The 16696-nt window shown below is 62.3% G+C and carries 19 protein-coding genes, 1 pseudogene and 1 riboswitch; of the genes and pseudogenes, 11 read left to right on the top strand and 9 right to left on the bottom strand.

All coding sequences use genetic code 11. The features are described 5' to 3' along the window. The first annotated feature begins 184 nt into the window (after window positions 1–184). Both PMM47T1_RS13225 and PMM47T1_RS13220 read left to right on the top strand, forming a co-directional pair. Window positions 185–367: a hypothetical protein gene (locus PMM47T1_RS13225; RefSeq protein ID WP_008369524.1), complete on the top strand. Its 183-nt coding sequence runs from the start codon at window positions 185–187 to the stop codon at window positions 365–367. A gap of 298 nt (window positions 368–665) precedes the next feature. Beyond that, complete coding sequence (locus PMM47T1_RS13220) at window positions 666–932, top strand: hypothetical protein (RefSeq protein ID WP_008369523.1); 267 nt, start codon at window positions 666–668, stop codon at window positions 930–932. Here PMM47T1_RS13220 and PMM47T1_RS13215 read toward each other — a convergent pair. The 4 genes from PMM47T1_RS13215 to PMM47T1_RS13200 all read right to left on the bottom strand — a co-directional run bounded on the left by PMM47T1_RS13215 (window position 916) and on the right by PMM47T1_RS13200 (window position 4262). Next, window positions 916–1152, bottom strand: coding sequence for a hypothetical protein (locus tag PMM47T1_RS13215; protein WP_008369521.1), 237 nt, complete (start codon window positions 1150–1152; stop codon window positions 916–918). The genes PMM47T1_RS13220 and PMM47T1_RS13215 overlap by 17 nt on opposite strands. A gap of 42 nt (window positions 1153–1194) precedes the next feature. Beyond that, window positions 1195–1485 carry a chorismate mutase gene (locus PMM47T1_RS13210; RefSeq protein WP_008369519.1) on the bottom strand — a complete coding sequence of 97 codons (291 nt, stop codon included), beginning with the start codon at window positions 1483–1485 and terminating at the stop codon, window positions 1195–1197. A 210-nt stretch (window positions 1486–1695) separates the two neighbouring features. Next, the gene (locus tag PMM47T1_RS13205; RefSeq protein ID WP_008369516.1) at window positions 1696–3771 is read right to left on the bottom strand and encodes a TonB-dependent receptor; all 2076 of its coding nucleotides are present in this window, start codon (window positions 3769–3771) and stop codon (window positions 1696–1698) included. A 98-nt stretch (window positions 3772–3869) separates the two neighbouring features. Beyond that, window positions 3870–4262 carry a DUF2946 domain-containing protein gene (locus tag PMM47T1_RS13200; protein WP_043301003.1) on the bottom strand — a complete coding sequence of 131 codons (393 nt, stop codon included), beginning with the start codon at window positions 4260–4262 and terminating at the stop codon, window positions 3870–3872. A gap of 172 nt (window positions 4263–4434) precedes the next feature. Next, window positions 4435–4577, top strand: a riboswitch (adenosylcobalamin (AdoCbl) riboswitch). Here PMM47T1_RS13200 and PMM47T1_RS13195 point away from each other — a divergent pair. Then, window positions 4572–5220 (top strand): annotated as a pseudogene (locus tag PMM47T1_RS13195) (HoxN/HupN/NixA family nickel/cobalt transporter). Its footprint overlaps the riboswitch before it by 6 nt. A 177-nt stretch (window positions 5221–5397) precedes the next feature. After that, window positions 5398–5724 (top strand): hypothetical protein, encoded by a 327-nt coding sequence (locus PMM47T1_RS13190; protein WP_081492646.1) that lies wholly within the window; start codon window positions 5398–5400, stop codon window positions 5722–5724. A gap of 29 nt (window positions 5725–5753) precedes the next feature. On the opposite strand, the gene PMM47T1_RS13185 is transcribed toward PMM47T1_RS13190, so the two are convergent. The 4 genes from PMM47T1_RS13185 to PMM47T1_RS13170 form a co-directional block, all read right to left on the bottom strand. Next, entirely contained in the window at window positions 5754–6374 is a 621-nt protein-coding gene (locus tag PMM47T1_RS13185; RefSeq protein ID WP_008369507.1) for a transglycosylase SLT domain-containing protein, read from the bottom strand. A gap of 210 nt (window positions 6375–6584) precedes the next feature. Continuing rightward, window positions 6585–7016, bottom strand: a complete 432-nt coding sequence (locus PMM47T1_RS13180; protein ID WP_008369505.1) for a (R)-mandelonitrile lyase — start codon at window positions 7014–7016, stop codon at window positions 6585–6587. Window positions 7017–7081: 65 nt separating this feature from the next. After that, entirely contained in the window at window positions 7082–7861 is a 780-nt protein-coding gene (locus PMM47T1_RS13175) for a carboxymuconolactone decarboxylase family protein (RefSeq protein WP_008369503.1), read from the bottom strand. 154 nt (window positions 7862–8015) lie between these two features. Further along, window positions 8016–8936, bottom strand: a complete 921-nt coding sequence (locus tag PMM47T1_RS13170) for a LysR family transcriptional regulator (RefSeq protein ID WP_008369501.1) — start codon at window positions 8934–8936, stop codon at window positions 8016–8018. Between the two features lie 156 nt (window positions 8937–9092). Here PMM47T1_RS13170 and PMM47T1_RS13165 point away from each other — a divergent pair, with 156 nt between their 5' ends. After that, window positions 9093–9995 carry an alpha/beta fold hydrolase gene (locus PMM47T1_RS13165; protein ID WP_008369499.1) on the top strand — a complete coding sequence of 301 codons (903 nt, stop codon included), beginning with the start codon at window positions 9093–9095 and terminating at the stop codon, window positions 9993–9995. A 24-nt stretch (window positions 9996–10019) separates the two neighbouring features. Here PMM47T1_RS13165 and PMM47T1_RS13160 read toward each other — a convergent pair whose 3' ends face one another. Further along, window positions 10020–10919, bottom strand: a complete 900-nt coding sequence (locus PMM47T1_RS13160; protein ID WP_008369497.1) for a LysR family transcriptional regulator — start codon at window positions 10917–10919, stop codon at window positions 10020–10022. A 117-nt stretch (window positions 10920–11036) separates the two neighbouring features. On the opposite strand from PMM47T1_RS13160, the gene PMM47T1_RS13155 reads away from it, so the two are divergent. The 6 genes from PMM47T1_RS13155 (at window position 11037) to PMM47T1_RS13130 (ending at window position 16691) form a co-directional block, all read left to right on the top strand. Beyond that, complete coding sequence (locus tag PMM47T1_RS13155; RefSeq protein WP_008369495.1) at window positions 11037–11543, top strand: CidA/LrgA family protein; 507 nt, start codon at window positions 11037–11039, stop codon at window positions 11541–11543. Then, complete coding sequence (locus PMM47T1_RS13150) at window positions 11540–12229, top strand: LrgB family protein (RefSeq protein WP_008369493.1); 690 nt, start codon at window positions 11540–11542, stop codon at window positions 12227–12229. The genes PMM47T1_RS13155 and PMM47T1_RS13150 overlap by 4 nt, the downstream gene beginning before the upstream one ends. A 185-nt stretch (window positions 12230–12414) precedes the next feature. Continuing rightward, the gene (locus tag PMM47T1_RS13145; RefSeq protein ID WP_008369491.1) at window positions 12415–13083 is read left to right on the top strand and encodes an HAD family hydrolase; all 669 of its coding nucleotides are present in this window, start codon (window positions 12415–12417) and stop codon (window positions 13081–13083) included. 89 nt (window positions 13084–13172) lie between these two features. Next, window positions 13173–13589, top strand: coding sequence for a response regulator (locus PMM47T1_RS13140; protein ID WP_043301000.1), 417 nt, complete (start codon window positions 13173–13175; stop codon window positions 13587–13589). A gap of 74 nt (window positions 13590–13663) precedes the next feature. Further along, window positions 13664–15457 carry a glycoside hydrolase family 28 protein gene (locus PMM47T1_RS13135; RefSeq protein ID WP_043300999.1) on the top strand — a complete coding sequence of 598 codons (1794 nt, stop codon included), beginning with the start codon at window positions 13664–13666 and terminating at the stop codon, window positions 15455–15457. Window positions 15458–15650: 193 nt separating this feature from the next. After that, window positions 15651–16691, top strand: a complete 1041-nt coding sequence (locus PMM47T1_RS13130; protein WP_008369485.1) for an ABC transporter substrate-binding protein — start codon at window positions 15651–15653, stop codon at window positions 16689–16691. The last annotated feature ends 5 nt before the right edge of the window (window positions 16692–16696 follow it).

Here is a 16696-nt window from a genome sequence, read left to right as displayed (position 1 = left end):
GCCCGAACAAACGTCTCGAGTGTCCTCAACCTCATGGCAGACAGGGCTTTGCCATGGTCGCCTACCAGCGCCTATTCGCTAAGCTATCGAGTCTTGGGTGAAAGATTGCTTGGAACCGTTGTACCAACATTGGGGATTTCCCCGTATTAGTGGTGCGTTCTATCTCAATAGGAGAGTTAAAAACATGGCCGATAAATATATTCAGGTTACTGCGTCCACTAATCAGAAAGCGTTGATCAAGGCTGACAGTGTCACGAAGCTGATCAATACCACTTCGTGGCGTGCGATTTATCAGGGTAATGATACCACGAACGGTCAGGTGACCAATACTCTGGCTTCCCTGCTGGCAGCACTGAATGCCGTCTAATCTCGGCTATCGAGGAGGTGTGTCTGAGTTGGCATGCTTCCTCGTTTGCATAGCGTTGTGTTTTTGTTTCGTATTTAAGGTTGTATGTGTTGTTGTCTTTATTTGAAATATTGGCTCGAGGCTAGTCTGCTCTGGGTACGACATAAGTGTTGGCTTCCCTGATATCCCTGAAGTCACCACCGCACCCGCGACCACCACCGACACCGAAAAGCTGAAGGCGCTGCTGGTCTTGTTTTTACGGTTCCAGCATTCCCCCGGACGTGGCACATTGAGAGCCCCGCAACTGGAGCGCTGATCAATGGCGAAGACCGCGAAGCAGTACCTGGATTCAGAGCTGGCAGAACACCCGCATGCCGAAGATGATCCTGGCGTATCGGTGCTATTCGCCATCGTTGACCTGCGCGAGATGGAACCTGAGGACATCAACGAAATCATGAAGCATCAGCTCATTGAGCTTGCAGTTCCGCGATTGCGAACGATTTACCCATGGGCATCGAGCATCACGGCTGACCAGATTGGGACCAACCCTGCCGGGTGGCTGATGCACTTCAAAATTCAGCGATAATTCGGTGGGCGGGCGATGCCCGGCGCACCACTGCTATAAAAGCATCCTGTCGAAGCAGGTGGTCGATCGCTACGAATGCGAGTGGGCCAACGCCTTGAAAGACCCGGAAAAGCTCAAGCGCTTCCGCACCTTCGTCAATGCCGGCGGCGCCGATCCCGATGTCCAGTTCGTCCAGGAGCGCGGCCAGCGGCGTCCGGCGCGCCGCAAGAACCTGGCGCACGCTGTGCGTGCCTTCGCAGCCTGGCGGCGGCTCCGACCGCTGCTACAGCGGGGTGCTGTTGCGGATGGCTTTGTGGTTTTCCACGGCTTCATCGATGACGGCCCTGAAGACTTTCTGAACCAGCTCGGTACCCACCCCGTACTGCGCCGCCAGCACGGCATACCGTTGCGCTTGTGCGGCCTCGCGGGAAGGGTCCACAGCGTCCAGGCTCTGTGCAGCCTTAATGGCGCCAACCTTGCTCGTGGCGACAAACCTCAGCGCAAGAATCCTGATGATCTCCTCATCCAGGCTATCAATTTCGTTCCTCAATAGCCCCAATTCATCGCCGCTCATGCACATTGCCTCCAGGTTTTCAATAATCAGGGCGCAGTGTATCGCGCCTGCGTACCGCTCGACTATCGATCAGGCCGCCACTCCTGGCGGTCGCTGGTGTTGATTTTGCTGCACCCCGGCGATGCGGTTTCTTCCACGACAACCGGCACGGCGTTTTCCTGGGTGGCTTTCAACCTGCTGATCCCCTGGAGGGTCCCTGCCCGCTGTTGCTCAGAACTCCAGGCTTACCCCGATGTACACCGCGCGCCCGTCGCCAGGTGAGTGCAGCGGTGCCTGGGCGCCGTCCGGGTCGTACCACACATACTCGTAATAACGGTTGGCGAGGTTTTTCACCTGCACGTCCACGCTCAGGTGCTCGTTGATCTTGTAGGTGGCGCCCAGGTTCAACAGCGCGTAGCCCCCGAACTTGCCCTCGGTGTTGTCATCTTCCAGGTAGTAATCGCTCTGGCCGTTGACCCAGCCGCTCACCGACCACTTCGGCGTCAGTTGGTAGCGCGCGCCGGCGTTGTAGATGTGATGGGGCACGTGGTCGATTTCGTTGCCGGCGCTATCGGGGTAGGTGGAGCCGGCCTTGAGGATTGTCGAGTATTGCCAGGAGTAGGCCAGCCACGCGTCCAGGCGCTCGTCGGGGTGCAGGTTGAGTTGCAGGTCGTAGCCCCAGCGGCGGGTCTTGCCAATGTTGTCCGAGGCGCCAGTGGGGTCGTTGAGGCGGCGGCTGACTTCGCCTGACGCCTCCTGCTGCCAGTAGGCGATTCGTCCATCGAGCCAGCTGACGGGGGTGAACTTCACGCCGGTCTCCCAGCCGTCGTTGATCGACGGTGCCAGGTCGTCGGTCTGTGGCGGCACCTTGTAGCTGGATGAGCCGGTGCCCACCTGGAAGCTGCGGCCCCAGTTTGCGTAGAGGCTGGTCACGGCCCAGGGTGAGTAGACCACGCTGAGCTTGGGCTGCTTGATCAGCCCGTAGTCGTTCATGCTGTAGTTCAGGCCGGTGAGTTCGTCGGTGTAGTCACCGCTGAGTTTGTCCACGCGGTAGGCGGGGATGATCTTCAAGGTGTCGGTGGGTTCGATCACGGCCTGTACGTAGCCGCCCACGGTGTTGAAGTTGAAGTGCTGGTCGCGGGTCTGGGCCGTGCGCACTCGTTCGACGGTGCTGTAGCGCGCGCTGACATTCTGCTGGCGCTGGGTGTCCAGGCCACCTTCCAGTGCCAGGGCGTGCAGCCAGCTCACTTGAGGGCGCCAGGTCAGGGTGGCCATGGCGCCATATTGGGTTTCGTAGGCGTGGCGTTCCTGCTGGGTGGTGCTGCTCCAGTAGCGGGTCCAGCGGCGGTCGTCGAAGGTATTCAAGTAGGCCTTGGTCGACAGCGACACGTCCTCTGCCACGTCAGTGTCCAGGTGCAGGCTGGCGCTGTTCATGCGCCGGGTACCCTGGTCGCTGTCGTTATAGCGGTTGGTCATGCTCGGATGGCGGTGGGCGTTGGCGCCGGTCAGGTAGCCGGGTTCGTCGGCCTGGCCTTCGTAGTGACGCAGAATCAGGCCGATGCGGTAGGCGTCGTCGTCCGGGGTGTAGAACCATTTGCCCGCCACGGACACGCGGTCCTGGTCGGCGTGGTCGCGGTAACCGTCGGACTTCTGGTAGGCCAGGAAGTAGTTCTGCGTCCAGTTGGCCGTCTCGATGCCCTTGGCCAGTTGCGTCTCGCGGGTGCCATAGCTGCCGTAGCGCACGCGAGCCTTCGTGTAGTCGCCGCCGATGCGGGTGTTGATGTTGACGTTGCCGGCAATGTTGTTCAGCCCATAGCGCGGGTCGCTGGTGCCGCGCACCACTTCGATGTTGTCGATGTCCAGGGGGAACACCATGTCCATGAACGGCATGTTGCCATCGTTGCTGTTGCCGGGGATGCCGTCGATCAACAGTTTCACGGCGTTGACTTCGCCTTCGCCATTGAAGCCGCGAAAGGAGATCTTGCCGGAAGTAGTGCCCTGGTTGAACTCGGTCAGTTCCACGCCGGGCACGCGGCTGAATAGTTCCCAGCTGTAGGTGACGGGCATTTTCTCAACCACGTCGCCACCCATGACGTCCACCGAACTGAGCACGCTGGAGCTGGAGAGGGGGCCGGTCTGGGCGCTGGTGACGCTGACGGTGCCCAAGGTGAGCGTGGAGTCCTTGTTTCCGTCGGCCAGGGCATGGGCGGCGGGCAGGGCGGCGAGGGCGCCGGACACCAGCAGGCGGGTATTGAACGAGCGGGCGCGGCAAGGCTGCGCCTTTTTGGGGGTGCGCTGTAAGGCCATGGTTCACGATTCCTGGTGAGCCAAGTAAGGGGGCATGCACGTGCGCGCAGGCCCGAAGCGGGCTGGCGTTGTGCTGAATTCAGGGAAAAGGGCGCCGCTCAGGCCAGCGGGGAAGCCCGGGGGTTGAGGCTGGTCCAGCGAAAGCGCGGCGCCAGGGTTGGCACCGTGGGCTGAACGAGGGTCGCCTGGGCGATGTAGCGCGGGGTGTGCGCACGCCAGTGGCTGGCAGGCGGCCCGGCCATGCCGCTGGCACCGCAGCAGCAACAGTCGCCGTGGTGCATTTTGTGCGGGTGGGGGTCGAGCACGTCGATGAGCCGGCGGGTGTCATCGTGCATCGTGGGCATGCCGGGCATGGCACAGTCAGCGCCCATCATCGCTGTTGGCGTGCCTTCCATCAGCTGCATCTGCCGGGCATGCAGGGGCATGGCCAGCAGGTTGACCAGCACGGCCAGGCAGGCCAGCCAGTGGCTGAGGTGTCGACGTGAAAGCATGCGACCGTCCGTCATCGGGGGGCGCATTTTAGCCGCAGGTCACCGGCAAAAGGCAAAAGGTCAGGGGTGTGCCATGTTGTCGCATGCTGTTGTGTGGTGCGTTGGCGGGGTAACGCTCAAGGATCGATTTCACGTAAAGCACGCAGCAGATGAGTAGACTGCTCGCGTAAACATGACAACGTAGTGCCAAGCGAGAAGCCGGTGTAATTCCGGCACGGTCGCGCCACTGTAACTGGGCCCCCAGAAGTCAGACCTCGCTTGGCAGCCACCTTCACCCCCTTGGGCGCGTATTCCCGGAAAGGTAGTGTGATGATTCGACAACTCACGCAGGTTTTCAGTGACTCCAACCGTCACGTGCGTACCAAACTCTTTGCCATCTACGGTGTGCTGATCACCATCAACGTGGTCGCGTGGGTCTGGGCCCTGGCCGCCTTTCATCATCACCCGGTGTTGCTGGGCACGGCGTTGCTGGCCTACGGCTTCGGCCTGCGCCACGCGGTGGACGCCGACCACATCGCCGCCATCGACAACGTCACGCGCAAGCTGATGCAGGAAAACAAGCGCCCCGTTGCCGTGGGGTTCTTCTTCTCGCTGGGGCACTCGTCGGTGGTGGTGCTGGCGTCGCTGCTGGTAGCGGTGACGGCCTCGGCCATGACCGATCGTTTCGACCATTACCCTGGTGTCGGTGGTTGTCGCGGTGGTGATCGGCAGTATCGAGGCGCTGGGGCTGATCAGTGACCAGCTGGAACTGAAGGGCGGTTTCTGGGACTTCGTGGGTGCGCCGAACGACAACTTCGGTACGTTGGGGTACATCATCATCGGCATCTTCGTGGCCAGTTGGGCCCTATCCGTATTGCTGTATCGCCTCAAGGGCTTTGATGCTACGGGTGCCGACATGACCGATCAGCACCCGGCGGGGTCCCCGGAAGAGGGCGCGCAGGGAGTGCCAGCGCCTTGACCCGATGGGGGTCGTTGATTAACTCATTGAATATCATCAGTAATTGTTAGCAATGCGGCGAACTTTTTGCCGCATTATGGTCCTACCTGATAAGAATCTTGTCGAAAGCGACACAATTCGTGGCGTGATCGCAAGACGAGTCCAGATTCACCGGCTTATCAGAGACCTACCTGACCCATGAAATTCTACCGCTCCCCGATGCTGCTGGCGGCCCTGCTGTCGCTGTTTACCGTGGGCACTGCCTGCGCAACGCAAATGAAGGCGCCACGTGTTCCGTCGCCGTCCCCTGCGGCGAATGCGGCACCCAGCCCATGGCCAAACATGCTCAGCATGGGCAGCCAACCGCCCAGCGGGATGCTGGCGTACGACGACCATTACCGACATGACGGGCATTGGCATTCGCGCCAGGAACAGATTCGCCGCGACCGCTGGCGCCGGGAGCAGGCACGCCGGGAAGCAGAGCGTCGGCGCGAATGGGAGCGTCATCATCACCACCGTCGCTAGGCGCTACAGGCAAGCCAAGTTTCGAGCGATTACAACCAGTGCCACAAGCGGCTCCAGAAACCACGGTCCAGATCGTTCTTGCAGCCGGCATATTGCTGCGCATACATCTGCGACCGGGCCTGCACTTTACCCGCCACCGCCGGCAACCACGTCTTGCTGGCATAGCTGCGCTGGCGATAGCCACCCCAGCCTTCGTGGTAGTTGAGGTACTGGTCATAGGCGTCCCACTTGGACACGCCATTGATGGTGTAGGTCTTGTCCATGTACCACCCCACGAAGTCGATGGAATCGTCGAAGTCCTTGCGACTGGCGCCGCTGTGGCCGGTGCTCTTGCGGTAGTCGTTCCACCCCTCATCCTTGGCCTGGGCGTAGCCGGCGGCGGTGGTCACGCGGCCCCACGGGATGATCCACAACAGGTACTTGCGCGGCGCCTTGGCGTCCTGGTGGAAGGATGACTCCTGGTACATGATGGCGAACGGCACCTGAATCGGCACACCCCAGCGCTGTTGGGTGGCTTTCGCGGCGTCGTACCAATCGCTCTTTTCGCGAAAGATACCGCACAGGTCATCGGGCGTGCGGGGCGGGGAGGTGCTGCACGCTGCCAGGAAGGAGGTGAGTAATAACAGTCCTGCGGCTTTGCCTGCGCTCAATGGGCACCCGTTCGATACGCTAAAAAAGCCGCAATTCTACGCACTCCTTCCGGTTGATGGCGATATGTCATCCTGTCGCCCGCAGGCCGCGTCACAGGCGCCGCGTATTGCCTGGCACACTGCGTCGCAAGGCGCAGCCTTCGGAGCTGCCGAAGGCTGCGAAGGCCCGCGCAGTGGGCCCGCTATCGACATGACCAGCACAGAGCCGCCTTACTCAGTCACCAGCGCGCCGCCGTGGTATTGCTCATCGGTGACCGGCTCCATCCATTCCACGTTCTTGCCATCAAGCATTTCGGTCACGGCCACGTGAGACATGGCGGTGGTGGCCGAGGCGCCGTGCCAGTGGCGCTTGCCGCACGCACAGGACACCACGTCACCGGCGCGTATTTCGGTGCGAGGGCCGCCTTCGCATTGGGTCCAGCCCACCCCGTTCAGCACGATCAGGGTCTGGCCCAATGGGTGCGTGTGCCAGAACGTGCGGGCGCCGGGTTCAAAGGTGACGATGGCGCCGCCCACGCGCGCAGGTACTTCAGCCTGAAACAGACTGTCGATGCGCACGGCACCGGTGAACCAGGTGTCCGGACCTTTGATTGAGGGTTTGCTGCCGTTGCGAATGATGGTTTGGCCGGGTGTTGTCGTCATGAGGAAACGTCCAGTTGAGTTGAATTACGTCGAGCACCGGGTGTGCGGCTCAACATCAAAGGGGATCAGCCCTTGGCGCGCGCCGCGAACACGTCCTTGAGCACGGGCACTGCGGACATCGCTTTCGGCCAGCCCACATAGAACGCCAGGTGGGTCACCACCTCGGCGGCCTGTTCCTGGGTCAGCCCGTTGTCCATGGCGCGGTTGAGGTGGAAGGGCAGTTGGGCCGCCTGGCCTTGAGCAACCAGTGCTGCGACGGTGACCAAGCTGCGGTCCCGAGGCGTGAGGCTGCTGTCGCGCCACACTTGGCCGAACAACACCTCGTTGGTGTAGCGGGCCAGTTCCGGCGCCACCTCACCGACACCGGCCTGCACGGCGGCGCGGCGCTTGGTTTCGCTTTCAGGATCAAGCGTCAGCGGGGCGGTGGGCGGTGGGGTTACCTGGCCTGGCGCAAGGTGCCGCTCCGTGAACACCTGCTTGGCCACGCCAACGGCGGACATCGCGTTGGGCCAGCCCGAATAGAAGGCCAGGTGGGTAATCAGCGCGGTGATCTCGCCCGGTTTCAGGCCGTTGTCCAGGCCCAGCGTGATGTGCCCGACCAGTTGCGGGAACTGGCCGCTGGCGACCAGGGCCGACAGGGTCACCAGGCTGCGGTCGCGCGGGGAGAGGGCCTCGCGTTTCCACACCTCGCCAAACAGCAGTTCGGTGGTGTAGCGGTACAGTTGCGGGGTGATGTCCAGCACGTCGGGCGACGGCTTGGGGTCGGGCCGCGGTTGCGCCTGGTCGGCACCTACGGCGGCGGAGCACAGCAGGGTGGCGAAGGTGGTGGCCGTCAGTAGTTTCAAGGTGGCGCCTCATGGAGAGTCGGAAAGTGACGACCATGGTAGGCAATGCTGGCCTAGAGATTAATAGCAATAAACTGGATGCAGTCATGAGCCCTTCTCATCAAAGCCGAGGGCAGGTGGGTAGCTCTGTAGCTCCTAGTATGCACGGTTCCCGTCAGTGACCGCGGGGCAGGTCTGGCCCACCTTGCAGATCGCGCCGCAGCGCCCCTACACAAAAGTCCACAAACGAACGCACCTTCGACGACCCGCGCCGGCCCTCGGAATACACAACGTGAACCGGCTCCGGCACAATTTCAAATGCCTCCAGCACGCATGCAAGCTTGCCGCTGCGCAGGTGTTCGCGGATCTGATAATGCGGCACTTGCGTCAGCCCCCAGTGCTGGACAGCCGCATGAATCGCCGCCTGGAAGGACGTCAGGCTGAGCCGCGAGCCCACGTCCACGGCGTAGTCCTGGCCGTCGATGCGAAAGGCCCAGTGGGGCGGCCGCTCCGCCGCCGAAGTGGAGATGGTGGAGTGCTGGCGCAGCTCGTCGGGGTGCCGTGGCACACCGTGTTCTGCCAGGTAAGCAGGCGTTGCGCACACCATGCGACGCAGGGTGCCGACGGGAATGGCGGTCAATGATGAGTCGGGCAGGGCGCCAATCCGCACGGCCACGTCGATGCCCTCGTCGACCATGGACACCACCCGGTCCACCAAAATGGCGCGGATCTCAACACCAGGGTACTGGCTGAGGAAGCGGGTCAGTACCGGCGTGACATGCAGCGCCCCGAACATCTGCGGTGCGGTGACCGTCAGCAGGCCGCCGGGCAGCGCGTGCAGGCCGGCCGCGGCGTTTTCCACCTCATTGAGGTCGGCCAGCAACCGCCGGCAATCGACGGCGAACCGCTGCCCGGCTTCGGTCAGCCGCATGTTGCGCGTAGTGCGCACTACCAGTAGCACGCCCAGGCGCTTTTCCAGGCTGGCGATGGCGCGCGTCACCGTGGCGGTGGACAGGCCAACATGGCGAGCCACCGCAGCAAAGCTGGTGTGCTCGGCCAATACGGCAAACAGGGTCATTTCCTCGATACGGTCCATGCTGTGTCTGCTGTATGGCATTGCGTCCCTGGATGCTACCAGCATTGCAGGATCTGAAATGCTAAATTGAATTTTATGGTTGTTCTCGGTACCCACCGCAACGCCTAGGATGGTGAACACTTCCTTCACCACCCGCTCTTCCCCGAGGAGAATGTCATGGCTGTCGATAATACCTTTCGCGTCACCTACCACACCCAGTTCGTTGGCGACGTGGAGGTTTTCTATCGCCAAGCCGGGGCCAAGGACGCTCCCGTGCTGTTGCTGCTGCACGGCTTCCCCACCTCCAGCCATATGTTTCGCGACCTGATCCCGTTGCTGGCCAGCCAATACCGCGTGATCGCACCGGACTTGCCCGGCTTTGGCAACACCAAGGCGCCGCCACGGGGGCAGTTCGACTACACCTTCGACAACCTTTACAAGGTGATCGAAGGTTTTACCGAAGCGTTGGAGCTGACCCGCTACGCCCTGTACATTTTCGACTACGGCGCCCCCACCGGCTTGCGCCTGGCCGCGGCAAACCCGGAAAAGGTCACGGCCATCATCAGCCAGAACGGCAACGCCTACCTGGAAGGCTTCAGCGACCAGTGGGGCCCTTGGCAGACCTACTGGCGCGAGCCGTCGCAGGCCCATCGCGAAGCATGCCGGCCGTCGTTGTCGGCGCAAACCATCCGTGAATGGCAGTACGGCACTGGCACCGACCCCGAGAAGCTTTCGCCCGACGGCTACACCCTGGATATCCAATACATGGCGCGGCCGGGTGCCGAGGAGATCCAGCTGGACCTGATCCTCGACTACCGCAGCAACGTGGAGGCCTACCCGGCGTTCCAGGCGTATTTTCGCCAGCATCAGCCGCCGCTGCTGGCGGTCTGGGGCAAGCATGACCCGGCGTTCATCCCACCGGGGGCGCAGGCCTACCGCAAGGACATTCCAGATGCCGAAGTGCACTTGCTGGACACCGGCCACTTCGCGCTCGAAACCCATGCACCGCAGATTGCCGAGTACATTCACGAGTTCCTGTCGCGCACGCTCAAGGGACTGGATATCCTCGGTGAGGCGTAGGGCCAGCGCAGCCTTCGGCCGCGGCTACGGGGTTGAATTCAACAATGTCCGCGCCAACGCCACCCACGCCTGTGCCGCAAACGACAACTGCCCATGCCGCCGCCACGCCAGCACCAGCTTCCAGACCAGCGCCGGTGAGCGCACCTCGGCAATGGTGAATTGCTCGGGGCGCAGGGTCTGGCAGTACATTTTCGGCAGCAGGGCGATACCCACGCCCAGCCCCACCAATGAGGCAATGAAGTCCCACTGGCCGCTGCGCCCGCTGATGCGCGGTACAAAGCCGGCTTCCGCGCAGGCGTCGCCCACCAGGTCATTGAGGGCGAAGGCGTCACCGTAGAAGATGAAGTCGCAGTCGGCCAGTTCCCGCAGTTCCACCCAATCACGGCCCGTCCAGGGCGATTGCGCAGGCGCCAGCAGGCACAGGGGCGATTCGGACAGGGGCAGGGCGTCGAACTCTGACCAGATGTCGGCCACCCGCGGGAAGTCCAGCAACGTGCCCAGTTCCAGGCCGCCGTCGCGCAGGTCGGCGACCGTGGCGTTGCTGCCGATCTCGAACAGTTTCAGTTCGATCTTCGGGTAATAGGCATGGTAGGCCGCCAATACCGGCGCCAGCACCGTGTGAGTGAAGGGCGACAGGCCCATGCGCAGCACGCCGCGCTCCATTTGCTGCAAGTCCTGGACCTCCACTTTCATGGTGTCGTGCAGGGCAATCATCTCCCGCGCCCGCTGCAGCACGATCGCCCCCGCATCGGTCACCTGAAAGCGCTTGCCATCGCGCGCCAGCAGGGCCACGCCGAAGCTCTGCTCCAGTTGCTGGACCATCTTGCTCACGGTGGGCTGGGTCACGTGCAACTTCGCCGCAGCGCGGGTGAAGCTTTGCTGGTTCACCACTTCGACGTAATAACGCAGTGCGCGAATGTCCACGGATGCATTCCAGATTGGCATGATTTTAATGAAGTTAATTCATTATATCTTTCATGGTCAACTGGCTAGCATGGCACCTCTTCGCCTGACCTATCGCGCTTTCCTGGAACACCGACCATGTTGACCTCTTCCCCTCAAGAACCCCTGGTTTCGCCCGGCGATGCCCTGCGCAAGACCGGTATGCGCTGGTTGCAGACCATCGGCCAGATGCTGTGTCTGATGCTGTTGTGGGCCGTGGCCGACCGCCTGGCCACGGCGTGGCACCTGCCGGTATCGGGGGGCATCCTGGGCTTGCTGATACTGGTGGCGCTGATGGCGGCCGGAGTGGTCAAGGCACCGATGTTCGATCGCGGCGCCGAGGTATTGCTGGCCAACATGCTGTTGTATTTCATTCCGCTGGTGGTGTCGGTGGTGCAGTACACCCAGTTGTTTGAAAGTGAAGGGCTGAAGCTGATGGTGGCCATTGGCGTGGGCTTTGTGTCGGTGCTGGTGGTCACGGCGCTCACGGTCGAATGGGCGTGTGCCTGGACGCGCAAGCGCCAGTTGCAACGCCTGACCCAGCAGCGCCGAAGCCGCCCGGCTCGCGCCCTCGTGCTGCCCGCCGGCGAGGGGCGAGTGCGATGAAGAACTCGATCATTTCCCTGGTGTTTCTGGTCATCACGGTGGGCGTCTTCTATGGCAATCAGGCCATTTATCAGCGTCACAAGCGCATCTGGCTGATGCCGGCCATCGTCACGTCGCTGGTGCTGATCCTGCTGGTGCAGGCTACGGCCACGCCCTACACGCTGTATTTCCAGGATGCCCACTGGCTGGTGTGGCTATTGGGGCCAGCGACCGTGGCCTTCGCCTTGCCGATCTACCAGAACCGTCGCCTGATCCAGAAATACTGGCTGGCCCTGTGCGTGGGCAGCGTGGCGGGTATTGCCGCGTCTATCCTCACTACCGAGCTGCTGGTCAAGGCCATGCACATTGACACCCCCGTCGCTCGCAGCCTGCTGGCACGTTCGGTGTCCACGCCGTTCGCGGTGGAAGCCACCCTGCACCTGGGCGGTACCGCGCAACTGACCGGGTTGTTCGTGATCATCACCGGCCTGTTCGGCATTGTGCTGGGGGAGGTCATCCTGACGCTGCTGCCCCTGCGCTCCCGGGTGGCCAAGGGCGCGCCCTTTGGTGCGGCGGCCCATGGTTTTGGCCTGAGCGTGGCCCGGGCGGTCGGGCCGGAGGAGGGCGCGGTGGCGAGTTTGACGATGATTTTCAGTGGGGTGCTGACGGTGCTGTTGTCGCCGGTGATTGCGATGGTGTTGGGGTGACGGGGCTGCTCCAACCGCCGCTTTCCCCTGTAACAGCAACGGTCGTCTTGCCAGTGAGCGTTTCGGGCCTCAACCCGGCGAAAGACTGAACGCCTGCTTCCCGGTGCTCTCGAATTCAGTAGTGCTGCCACGCCGGTCGAAACGGACCTTGTGCGGCTCCCCCTTTGAATCCAGGAGCATAGGCCATGGAAACGTCATTCATTTTCGACCTGGACGGCACGCTCACCGACAGCGTCTACCAGAACGTCGCTGCCTGGAAGGAGGCCCTTGACGCCGAGAAAATCCCGCTGGCCATGTGGCGCATTCATCGCAAGATCGGCATGAGCGGCGGCCTGATGCTCAAGTCGCTGTCGCGGGAAACGGGGCTTGAGCTCAACGAACAGCAGGCCAAGCGCCTGAGCGACCACCACGGCAAGGCCTACGAGCGATTGCAGGGGCAGATTATCGCGCTTCCCGGTGCCGTTGAACTGCTGCATGCGCTGACCCACGCCGGGTTCAAGTGGTGCATCGCCACCAGCGGCGGCAGCGATACCGCGACCATCAACCTCAAGGCTTTGGGGTTGGATATGAAGGATGTGACCCTGATCACCCGCGACGACGTGAAGCAGGGCAAACCCGACCCTTCGCTATTCCTGGCGGCAGCACAGCGCATGGCGGTGCCCATCGAAAACTGCCTGGTGGTTGGCGACGCGATCTGGGACATGCTGGCCGCCCGCCGTTGCAAGGCTACCGGTATTGGGGTGTTGTCAGGCGGCTATGACATTGCCGAGCTGGAGCGGGCAGGGGCCTTGCGGGTTTACGAGGATGCGTTGGACCTGCTTAATCACCTGGATGAGGTGGCGTCGCGGCCATGAGTCGACGGTGCTTGGATGGCTTATGGCTAGCATCGACGGTTGCCGCGCCGGGTGAAACACTCCAGCCCTCTGGCGCATTAGGGGGTGACGTGGACATTCAGTGGGAGGGCCTGCAAGGCATACAGGGCGAGGTTGTTGTCGTTGAGGACGATCCAACGCTGCGTGAGCTGATGGTGGAGATTGTCCAGCAGTTGAACGCACCCTGTGTGGCGTTCAACAATGCCGATGATGCGCTTATCCATATGCTTCAGCCTGGCAGCGAGTTTGCTTTGCTGATTGCCGATCATGGTGTGCCGGGGAGTATTCAGGGGCTGGAACTGTCGTCGATGGTGCGCAGTAAGTGGCCTGACGTCGGCATTATCCTGACCTCGGGGTATTTGCTGGAGGCGGCGACGTTGCCGGCGGGTGTCGCGTATCTGCTCAAGCCTTGGGCGATTGATGATCTGGTGATGACGATTGCCCGGTTGGTGCAGCCGGAGCGGGTGTTGCGCAAGAAGGGCGGTTGAGTCTGATACGCCAAGATCAACTACAGTGAGCGCTCATTCCTGTGCTCCAAGGCCTGCCACTCAAGGAAAACACCGTGTCATCAGCCAATCGAATCGCAGCAGCCCTGTTCAGCCTGCTGTGCAGCCAGCCGCTGTGGGCTGTGGAAGCGCCAACGCGCCTGCAGGTGCCCACGTTGGCCTACGATGATCACCAGATCATGCTGGTGTGGGACAAGCCAAGCGCTCACGCCGACATCAAGGACTACCACGTCTACGCCAATGGCACGCTGCTGGGCAGCGCCAATGCCAACTACGCCGAGGTCTCGCCGGCCAGCCCCTACGTGAAACGGTTCTACCAGCAGGACACCGCCGGCTTTCACCAGCCCATCGGCATTCACAGCTTTACCGCCCAAGGGCTCACGCCCAACACCGCGTATGGCTTCACCGTGCGGGCCGTTGGCGCTGACGGCAAGGAGTCGGCGGACAGCCCGATGCTGGTGCATGGCACGGCACCGGTCGCGCCGGTGTTCGACGTGCGTCGCTACGGCGCGATCGGCGACGGCGAGCACCTGGACACCGCGGCCATCCAGCGCGCCATCGACGCTTGTACCCGCGGGGGCAAGGTGTTGCTGCCCAAGGGCGTCTACAAAAGCGGCGCCCTTTACCTGAAAAGCAACATGACCCTGGAGATTGCCAAGGGGGCGACGCTGCTGGGGTCGGAACGTGCTGAAGACTACCCGCTCAAGGGCTATGCGCAGTACAGCTACTCCACGACGCAGCGGCCTGCGTCGCTGATCAATGCCGTGGCGCGCGATCCGCATCAGCCCCTGGAGAATATCCGCATCGTGGGCAGGGGCATCCTCGATGGCAATGGCTGGAAGCGCAGCGCGGACGTGGTCGACCCGTCCGGGCATGCCATGGCCGTGTACGCCGCCAGCAACAACGCCCGTTACCAGCAGGATGGTGTGCTCGCCAAGGCCCAGGTTGACGCCGCCGTGGCAAGCGGCATGGACGTTACGGACGCCTACGGGCAGATGCGTTCGTCGCTGATCACCCTGAGCCACGTGAACAATGTGTTCTATGGCGGCCTGACCCTGGTGAACCCGGCCTTTCACGGCATCATGAACCTGGAAACCCGCAACGTGGTGCTGGCCAACACCTCCATCCGCACCTATGACGCCAACAATGGCGACGGTGTCGAGTTCTCCAATAGCCGGGGCGCCATGGTGTTCAACAACTTCTTTGCCACCGGCGATGATTGTGTGAACTTTGCCGCCGGCACCGGTGCCGATGCGGCCGGTCAGCCGCCTCAGGAAAACGTGTGGATCTTCGATAACTACTTCTACAAGGGCCATGGCATGGTCGTGGTGGGCAGCCATACCGGGGCGTGGATTCAGAACATCCTGGCGGAAGACAACGTAGGTGACGGTACCGACACGGGCCTGCGCATGAAGAGCACGAGCTTCATGGGCGGCGGCGGTCGCAACATCACCTTCCGCGACTCGGCGCTGCGCAACATCGTCAAGCAGGCCTTCATCTTCACCCTGGACTACAACGACCCCAACGCCAAGCTGGACTTCAAGCCTGCGGCGGCCGGGCAGTTCAGGGATATTCATGTGAGCGCTGTCAGTGTCCAGAACACCCTGGGCACGGCTATCGAGGTCAAGGGCGACAACCAGCGCAAGGCGTACCACCAAGGGCTGGTGTTCAAGGACGTGCGATTCAGCGGGGCGGCCAAGGTGCATATCGACGGGTTGAAGGATTCGCGTTTCGAAGGGGTTGAATTCAGTGGCAACGGCGGGGTTGATCCGTGGCAGGTGAGTCATAGCCACGGGTTGGTTTTCGAGCACGTGACGCCAACACCCGCGTCGGCAGAAGGAACCCTGTAGCCGCAGGGCCGTATCGCCGCTGCGGCATACGATTTATGCCTGGCAGGCATGGCATGCGCGCGCGTAGGCCACACGCGGTTTATACCTTTACGAACTAACAACCAGATTTTTCAGTATTTTATTTTCCATCGGATACACCTCTATCGTGCGCCTGACTTCCATCCTCCCGATGGCATTTGCAGGAGCATCTTCCATGTCACCCTCCCGTTTCTTGCGTCCGTTGTTTGCCGTCTCTCTGGCGGCCTGCCTGGTGTCCGGCGCCGCGTGGGCCGATGCCGTGAAAGAAATCCGCATCGCCGTGCCCGACATCAGCGCCGGCACCACCCCCAGCGGCGCCGGTATCGTCGATGTGCTGCGCGACCAGCAAACGCTGGAAAAGGAATTCGAGAAAGACGGCATCAAGGTCCGCTGGGACTTTTTCAAGGGCGCAGGCCCGGCGATCAACGAAGCCCTGGCCAACGGCCAGGAAGACTTTGCTTTCCTGGGCGACCTGCCGGCCATCGTCGGCAAGGCCGGCGGCCTGGACACCCGCCTGCTCAGCGCCACCGCCCGCGATATCAAGCTTTACCTGGCCGTGCAGCCGGGCAGCGGCATCACCTCGCTGCAGGCGCTGAAGGGCAAGCGCGTGGCGATTTTCCGTGGCACCGCCACGCAGCTGTCGTTCGCTTCGGCCTTGGCCAGCCAGGGCCTGAAGGAAAGCGACTACAAGGTCATCAACCTCGATTACAACGCCGCCAATACCGCTCTGGTGGCCAAGCAGATCGACGCCACCTGGTCCGGTGCCGGGCTGATCGCGCTCAAGGTGCGCGGCCTTGCCGAGCTGCCCGTCAGCACGGTGGACCTCAACGGTGCTGGCAGCGTGCAGACCGTGCTGCTGGGCCGCGGCGCCTTCGTCGACGCCCACCCCGATTTGACCGCACGCCTGCTCAAGGCTCAGCAACCGGCCGTGGCTTGGTTGCGTGACGAAGCCCATAAACAAGCCTACGTAGATCTTGTGTCGCGCCTGGCCAGCTACCCGGCAGCCATCCTCGCCACCGACGCCGCCGACCAGTCCTTCACACGTATTTTCGACCCGCAACTGGACGCCGGTTTTGTCGGCAACCTGCAGCACAGCGTCGACCTGGCGCTGCAGGCTAAACTGATTCGCAAGGGCTTCCAGGTCAGCACCTGGGCCCAGCCACAGTACCTCAATGCCGCACTGCAACCTGACACCACCCCACAAGCCAGCCGCTAAGGACC

The organism is Pseudomonas sp. M47T1 (assembly GCF_000263855.1).
Taxonomy (GTDB): domain Bacteria; phylum Pseudomonadota; class Gammaproteobacteria; order Pseudomonadales; family Pseudomonadaceae; genus Aquipseudomonas.
The sequence above is the reverse complement of the archived record's forward strand: the minus strand, read 5'-3'. Positions and strand labels throughout refer to the sequence as shown.

What these genes read in the sequence shown, in the direction of transcription:
- PMM47T1_RS13225 (WP_008369524.1), top strand. Translation starts at nt 185, where the DNA reads ATGGCCGATAAATATATTCAGGTTACTGCGTCCACTAATCAGAAAGCG.
- PMM47T1_RS13220 (WP_008369523.1), top strand. Translation starts at nt 666, where the DNA reads ATGGCGAAGACCGCGAAGCAGTACCTGGATTCAGAGCTGGCAGAACAC.
- PMM47T1_RS13210 (WP_008369519.1), bottom strand. Translation starts at nt 1,485, where the DNA reads ATGAGCGGCGATGAATTGGGGCTATTGAGGAACGAAATTGATAGCCTG.
- PMM47T1_RS13205 (WP_008369516.1), bottom strand. Translation starts at nt 3,771, where the DNA reads ATGGCCTTACAGCGCACCCCCAAAAAGGCGCAGCCTTGCCGCGCCCGC.
- PMM47T1_RS13200 (WP_043301003.1), bottom strand. Translation starts at nt 4,262, where the DNA reads ATGCTTTCACGTCGACACCTCAGCCACTGGCTGGCCTGCCTGGCCGTG.
- PMM47T1_RS13190 (WP_081492646.1), top strand. Translation starts at nt 5,398, where the DNA reads ATGAAATTCTACCGCTCCCCGATGCTGCTGGCGGCCCTGCTGTCGCTG.
- PMM47T1_RS13180 (WP_008369505.1), bottom strand. Translation starts at nt 7,016, where the DNA reads ATGACGACAACACCCGGCCAAACCATCATTCGCAACGGCAGCAAACCC.
- PMM47T1_RS13170 (WP_008369501.1), bottom strand. Translation starts at nt 8,936, where the DNA reads ATGGACCGTATCGAGGAAATGACCCTGTTTGCCGTATTGGCCGAGCAC.
- PMM47T1_RS13165 (WP_008369499.1), top strand. Translation starts at nt 9,093, where the DNA reads ATGGCTGTCGATAATACCTTTCGCGTCACCTACCACACCCAGTTCGTT.
- PMM47T1_RS13155 (WP_008369495.1), top strand. Translation starts at nt 11,037, where the DNA reads ATGTTGACCTCTTCCCCTCAAGAACCCCTGGTTTCGCCCGGCGATGCC.
- PMM47T1_RS13150 (WP_008369493.1), top strand. Translation starts at nt 11,540, where the DNA reads ATGAAGAACTCGATCATTTCCCTGGTGTTTCTGGTCATCACGGTGGGC.
- PMM47T1_RS13145 (WP_008369491.1), top strand. Translation starts at nt 12,415, where the DNA reads ATGGAAACGTCATTCATTTTCGACCTGGACGGCACGCTCACCGACAGC.
- PMM47T1_RS13130 (WP_008369485.1), top strand. Translation starts at nt 15,651, where the DNA reads ATGTCACCCTCCCGTTTCTTGCGTCCGTTGTTTGCCGTCTCTCTGGCG.